At 65.3% G+C, this 6,561-nt stretch carries 6 protein-coding genes; 4 read left to right on the top strand and 2 right to left on the bottom strand.

Annotation, left to right across the window (positions count from 1 at the left end; translation table 11 throughout):
• Positions 1–952 (bottom strand): LysR family transcriptional regulator (locus AKL29_RS02045; RefSeq protein ID WP_050382737.1); only part of this gene is annotated, 952 nt, incomplete at its 3' end.
• Between the two features lie 135 nt (positions 953–1,087).
• Here AKL29_RS02045 and AKL29_RS02050 point away from each other — a divergent pair.
• Both AKL29_RS02050 and AKL29_RS02055 read left to right on the top strand, forming a co-directional pair.
• Positions 1,088–1,471, top strand: coding sequence for a nuclear transport factor 2 family protein (locus AKL29_RS02050; RefSeq protein WP_050382739.1), 384 nt, complete (start codon positions 1,088–1,090; stop codon positions 1,469–1,471).
• 266 nt (positions 1,472–1,737) lie between these two features.
• A complete protein-coding gene (locus AKL29_RS02055; RefSeq protein WP_244481685.1) occupies positions 1,738–2,709 on the top strand; it encodes a Bug family tripartite tricarboxylate transporter substrate binding protein in 972 nt (323 codons plus the stop codon).
• 85 nt (positions 2,710–2,794) lie between these two features.
• On the opposite strand, the gene AKL29_RS02060 is transcribed toward AKL29_RS02055, so the two are convergent.
• Positions 2,795–4,480, bottom strand: a complete 1,686-nt coding sequence (locus AKL29_RS02060) for a methyl-accepting chemotaxis protein (RefSeq protein WP_050382746.1) — start codon at positions 4,478–4,480, stop codon at positions 2,795–2,797.
• Positions 4,481–4,756: 276 nt separating this feature from the next.
• Here AKL29_RS02060 and AKL29_RS02065 point away from each other — a divergent pair, with 276 nt between their 5' ends.
• Both AKL29_RS02065 and AKL29_RS44185 read left to right on the top strand, forming a co-directional pair.
• The gene (locus AKL29_RS02065; RefSeq protein WP_028340530.1) at positions 4,757–5,800 is read left to right on the top strand and encodes a C-terminal binding protein; all 1,044 of its coding nucleotides are present in this window, start codon (positions 4,757–4,759) and stop codon (positions 5,798–5,800) included.
• A gap of 144 nt (positions 5,801–5,944) precedes the next feature.
• On the top strand, positions 5,945–6,561 hold a 617-nt coding region (locus tag AKL29_RS44185; RefSeq protein ID WP_244481686.1), incomplete at its 3' end, for an ABC transporter substrate-binding protein.

The following is a 6,561-nucleotide window of genomic DNA, read 5'->3' on the forward strand; positions in this document are numbered from 1 at the left end:
CTACCTTGCGCAAGCCGGCGGATTTGCGTGGCGAATGCGACTTTGCCGCCAGCGTTTCCGTGATGAAGTCGATAAACCGCCTCACCTTGGCCGGCACGTGGTTACGCGAGGCGTAATAGACATAGAGCGGAAAACGCTCGTCAGGCCAGTCCGGAAACAGCTCGATCAACGCGCCGCTCCTCAGGTGATCGTCGAGGCCGAGATCGATCATCTGCGCGATGCCGAAGCCGGCCAGGCAAGCGCCGAGCTTGGTTCCTGAATCGGTTACAGTGAGCCGCCCGTTGACCGCGACCGGCACGACCTCGCCGCCGCGCCGAAACTCCCAATCGAAGGGACGCCCGGTCGACGCGTCGATTGCATGGATGCACTGATGGTCGCGGCTTGCCAGCTCCCGCGGATCAAGCGGCCGGCCGTGTCGTTCGAGATAGATCGGCGAGGCCACGGTGAGCACACGCGTATCGAGCACGCGGCGCGCAATCAGCGCCGATGGCGTCGGCTCGCCGAAACGCACCGCCAGATCAAAACCGTCGCTGACCAGATCCGCGATCCGGTCGCGGGTCTCGATACGCAGCTCCATGCCTGGATTCTGCAGCAGGAACTCGCTCAGCTTCGGTGACAGCACCATGCGGGAGAACAGCGGGTCGACATTGACCCGCAGCCTGCCGCGAACCGCATCGCGCGATTTCGAGGTCTCCGCCGCCGCCTCGCCGATCCCCGCCAGATGCGCGGCAACCCGCTCGTATAGCGCGCGTCCTTCCTCGGTGAGCTCGACGGCGCGGCTCGTGCGGTGAACCAGCCTGGCATCGAGGCGCGCCTCGAGCTTCGCGATCGCCTTGCTGACCCCGGATTGCGTCATGCCGAGCCGTTCGGCGGCCCGGCCAAAACTGCGCGCATCCGCCAGCGCCGCGAGGACCACCAGGCCGCCAACCAGTCGACCGTCAACTTCGTCCATGCCGATGCCTTTCAGTCATCCAAGAGATGACCGCCCAGTCGTAGCACTCCGCCACCATATCGGCCACTGTCGGTTCACATCGCCGGTTCGATCCGGTGCGGCCACCGCCACATCATCCACTACGGAGATTTTGCAATGAGCGACATCGAGGCCATCGCATCCGCGATCGATGGATATTTCAACCTGATGTACGACGTCGACGATAGCCGGTTCCGCGAGGTCTTCTCCGATGCCTGCATCGTGCACGGCATCCGGGATGGCAAGCACACGGTGCGATCGGCCGCGGAATTCCGCGACTTCATCCGCAGCCGTCCCTCGCCGGCGTCGATGAAATCACCGCGAGAGGAGGCCATCATCAGCATCGACCAGACCGCGTCCGACCTGGCCATCGCCAAGGTGCGCGTCAGGGCCGGCCAAACCGGCTTCATCGACCATCTGGTGTTTCATCGGATCGACGGCCGGTGGCTCATCACCACCAAGGCGTTTCACGTCGCGCAGGTCTTCCCGGCGAGATCGTAGCGTCCCTTACGACCAATTTTCGGAATATTAGAAATATGCCATTGATTTGCCCGACGTGTCAAGCTGTCTGGTCGGGCGCCCGTCGCCCCGGCTCCTTTGCATGGGGTTGTTTTCGATATTTTTGGCAGCGCGCCCCTGCGACGGCCCGGGAGTGGCCATGCGGCGAAAGGCTGCTCCCGGCACGACTTCCGCGGCCATGGCGGCCGGGCTAGCTTCGGCCGCAATGGGCCTGTTCAGGGCCTGCGCGGGGGGACGACGACATGATCATGGGATTGAGACGATACTGCTGCGTGGCGGCCGCAGCCGCCGCCGCGCTTGCGGCGATATCCGGGGCGGCACTTGCCCAGACCTATCCCACCCGCAACGTCACGCTGGTGCTGCCGTTTGCCGCTGGCAGCGGCACCGACACCACGACACGGCTGATCTCCAAGGAGCTTGGCGTTGCGCTCGGCGTCGGCATGGTGATCGACAACCGGGCCGGCGCCAACGGCTCGATCGCGGCGAACTATGTCGCCCGCTCCGCCCCCGACGGCTACACGCTGTTCGTCACCACGAACACGACGCACTCGGCCAATCCGTATCTGCTCAAGACCATGAACTACGATCCGATCAAGGATTTCACGCCGATCGCGCGCACCGGCGACCTGCCCTTCATGCTGGTGATCCATCCGGACATCCCGGCGAACACGGTCGCCGAGCTGATCGCGCTCGCCAAGAAGGATCCGGGCAAGTACAGCTACGCCAGCGGCTCGTCGTCGGCGAGCGTCTCCGGCGCGACCTTCGCGCGCCTCGCCGGCATCGACCTGCTGCATGTGCCCTACAAGAGCTCACCGCCGGCACTGACCGACGTCATCGCCGGCCGCATCTCGATGATGTTCATCGACGTGCCGACCGGGCTGCCGCACGTCAACGCCAAGGTGCTGAAGCCGCTCGCGGTCACCACCAAGCGGAAGTCGGCGCTGCTTCCGGACCTGCCGACGATGGACGACACCGTGAAGGGCTTCGATATCACCTCCTGGCAGGGCTATCTCGGCCCCTCCAACATGCCGAAGGACGTCGTCGTCAGGCTGAATGCGGAGATCCGCAAGATCATCGAGCGGCCGGATATCAAGAGCCAGCTCGCCGAGCGCGGCATGGAGGCATTCTCCGGTACGCCCGAGGAGTTCGAGGCGTTCCTCAAGGAGCAGCTCGTGCTGTGGGAGAAGCTGATCGCCGACGCCGGGATCGAGAAGCAGTAGGCGGCCGACCTTTCGCTGCGTCTCAAAACACGAATGCCCGGGCGAAGCCCGGGCATCACGCTGGAGTCGATCGATCGCGCAGGCGTTAAGCCGCGCGCACCTTCTGCAGGAACTCGTCGACCGCGTTGCGCAGCATGCCCGATTGCGTGTCGAGTTCGCGGGCATTCGACAGCACGTCGCCGGCCGCGGTGCCGGTGGCGGCGGCCGCTGACGTGACGCCGCCGATATGGGCGGAGATCTCGCTCGAGCCGGCCGCGACCTGCTGGATGTTGCGCGCGATCTCGCGCGTCGCATCGCCCTGCTGGTCGATCGCGGTCGAGATCGAGGCCGTGATCTCGCTCATCTGCGCGATGGTCGCGGTGATGCCGCCGATCGAGGTCACCGCCTCGCCGGTGGAAGCCTGCATCGCGGCGACCTGCGCCGAGATCTCCTCGGTCGCCTTCGCGGTCTGGTTGGCCAGCGCCTTCACTTCGGAGGCGACTACCGCGAAACCGCGGCCGGATTCGCCTGCGCGCGCCGCCTCGATGGTGGCGTTGAGCGCAAGCAGGTTGGTCTGGGCTGCGATCGAATGGATCAGCTTGACCACCTCGCCGATCTTCTCGGCGCCGGTGGAGAGCGCCTGCACGGTCGCGTTGGTACGCTCGGCATCGGCCACCGCCTGGCTCGCGACCTCGCTGGAGCGCGCCACCTGACGGGAGATCTCGGCAACCGAGCTGGAGAGCTCCTCGGCGGCGGCGGCGACGGTGCCGACATTGTTGGAGGCGCTGTCGGACGCAGCACCGACGGTCGCGGCCCGCGCGCTGGCGTCGCTTGCGGTCGCGGTCATCGACTGCGCCGTGGTCTGCATGCCGGCGGCGGCGGAGGCCACCGTGCGGACGATGCCGTTCACGCTGCGCTCGAAATCGTTGGCGATATTCTCCATCGCACCACGGCGCTCGGCCTCCGCGCGTTCTTTGGTTTCGGCCTCGGCCTGTTCCAGGCCGCGGATGCGAACCGCGTTGTCCTTGAAGACCTGAACCGTGGCCGCCATTCCGCCGACCTCGTCACCGCGGCCGACGCCGGGGATGTCACCGTCGAGCTTGCCGTCGGCGATGTCGCGCATGCGGGCGCCGAGCAGGTTGAGCGGACGGGAGATGCTGCGGCCGATCAGCCAGGCGACCGAGCCGGAAACGATGCCGATGCCGAGGATCGCGAGGCCGAGCAGCCAGGCAATCGGCCGCATCTTGGCATCGATATCGTCGAGATAGGCGCCGGTGCCGAGATACATATCGAAGCCAGGGACCGCGACGGCGTAGCCGAGCTTGCGGATCGGCGTCTCCTGGCCGGGCTTCACATAATCATAGAACAGCAGGATCTCGCCTTTGGCCTTCACGCCGTCCATCAGTTCCTGCGAGAGCTTGCGACCATTGGTCACGACGTCCATGCGATTGGTTCCGACCTGTTTCGGATCGGGCGCCAGAACCGTGATGCCGCTGTAGTCGGTGCCGAACAGATAGCCGGCGCCGTTGTCGTAGGTCAGCGTGTTGGCCCGCTTGCCGAACTCGGCCAGTGCCGCTTCCTTGGTCAGCTTGCCGGCATCGACATCCTTCTTCAGGCCCGCCGCCATGTTCTTCGCCATCTCGACGATGGCCTTGGCCTGGTCGATGCGCGCATTCATCATCTCACGCTGCATCAGGTGACCGGCGAGGATGCCGGCCGTGCACAGGCCAAGGAGGGTCACCCCCACCAGAATGCCGAGCTTGGGGGTGATCTTCAGATTTGACAGCTTCACGGGGGTCTCCAGAAGAGGCGGGAACGCGACGCGATTGGCGGATTGATTCCGCGCACCGTAATGTGAGACCCTTTACCTGATGGTTACGGAGGTTCCCCGTAGAAGCCCGGAGAATCAGGCCGTGGACCAACCGGCAATTGTGGAGAGAACAGCGCGGCTCGCGTACAAGCATGGGAGGGCGGTGATGCAAGCCGCGCCCCAAGAAGCAAGAAGAATCAAGATCAAGAAGCAAACCAGCAAGAAGCAAGAACAGCAGACTCACATCGGGAGCAGACAATGTCGAAATTCAGGGTGGTCACGCCGAAGGGCGCGAGCTTCACGGTCGCCGGCGGCGGCTACGATTATGAGCGCGAGGCGCTCGATCCGATCGGCGCCGAGATCGTCGAGGCGCCGGCCAACGAGGCCGAATTCATCGCCGCGGCACGCACCGCGGACGCGATCTACGCCAAGGGCATGCCGATCACCAAGGCAGTCATCGACGCGCTCGAGAACTGCAAGGTGATCACGCTCGGCAGCGTCGGCGTCGACTCGGTCGACGTCAAGGCCGCGACCGCCCGCGGCATCCCCGTCACCAACATCCCCGACACCTTCATCGAGGAGGTCGCCGATCACGCCATGATGCTGCTGCTCGCCGGCTTCCGCCGCCTGATCGAGCAGGACAAGATGGTGCGCACCGGCCGCTGGGCCGAGGGCCGCCCGGCGCTTTTGAAGATTCCGCGGCTGATGGGCCAGACGCTCGGCTTCATCTCGTTCGGCCGGGTCGCCCGTGCGGTGGCCAAGCGCGCCGCGCCGTTCGGCCTCAGGATGGTGGCCTACGATCCCTTCATCCAGGAAACCCTGATGTACGACCACGGCGTGATCCCCTCGACGCTGTCGGAGGTGCTGTCGCAGTCGGATTTCGTCTCGATGCACGCCCCGGCGCGGCCCGAAGTGCACCACATGCTGACCGAGAAGCATTTTCGCCAGATGAAAAAGTCGGCGATCTTCATCAACACCGGCCGCGGCGCCACGGTCGACGAGGAATCGCTGATCAAGGCGCTGCAAGAGGGCTGGATCGCCCACGCCGCGCTCGACGTGCTGGAAAAGGAGCCCCCGTCGCACAACAATCCGATGCTCGGGATGGACAATGTTACCTTGACCGCCCACGTCGCCTCGGCGTCGGCACGTTTTGACGAGGCACGCAAGCGCCGGGTGGGCTACGAATTGTCACTAGTGCTGCAAGGCATGTGGCCGGTAAGCTGCGTCAACCCGTCGGTGCTGCAAAACACCGCGTTGCGCCGCTGGCAGCCTGTCAGCATGGATCGCGGTCCGAACAGCTAGGACGGGAATGCGCTTTTTCGTGCGGGGCCCGTCTCTTGCGGGCCCTTTGCGCGGCTGGCGACGAGACCAAGACACCTTCACCGGCGGCCAAACGCCGTGAAGGAAAAACAACAACGAAACAAAAAGAATGGGAGTGCGAACGACATGAAGTACGAGATCACGCGTCGCGACGCGCTGGTGCTGGGGGCTTCCGCGGCGGCGCTGGCGGTCACCGGCGCTTCGGCGCAGGAGGCATCGAAGGTGAAGGCAGCCGACGTCGCGGCGCCGTCGCTGCCGATCGAAAAGGACGCCACCTTGCGCATGCTGCGGCCGGTGCGCTTCGTCCAGGCCGACGAGGACGTGTTCCGCGCCAATGCCAAGAAATTCACCGACAAGACCGGTGTCGAGATCAAGGTCGACTTCGTCGGCTGGGAGGACATCAACCAGCAGACCGCCGTGACCTCGAACTCCGGCGCCGGCCCCGACATCATCATCGGCTTCGGCGACGCGCCGCACATCTATATCGACAAGCTGATCGAGCTGACCGATGTCGCCGACTATCTCGACAAGCGCTATGGCGGCTGGCTCACGCTGGCGCGCCGGTACGGCATGCGCTCGAAGTCGAAGAGCTGGGTCGGCCTGCCGTTCGGCGCCTCGGGCGGCCCGCTGGTCTACCGCAAGTCGCTGGTCAACGCCGCCGGCTTCGACAAGGTGCCGGAGGACCACGCCGGCTTCCTCGAACTCTGCAGGAAGCTGAAGGCGGCCGGCAAGCCCGCGGGCTT

Source organism: Bradyrhizobium pachyrhizi (assembly GCF_001189245.1).
Taxonomy (GTDB): domain Bacteria; phylum Pseudomonadota; class Alphaproteobacteria; order Rhizobiales; family Xanthobacteraceae; genus Bradyrhizobium; species Bradyrhizobium pachyrhizi.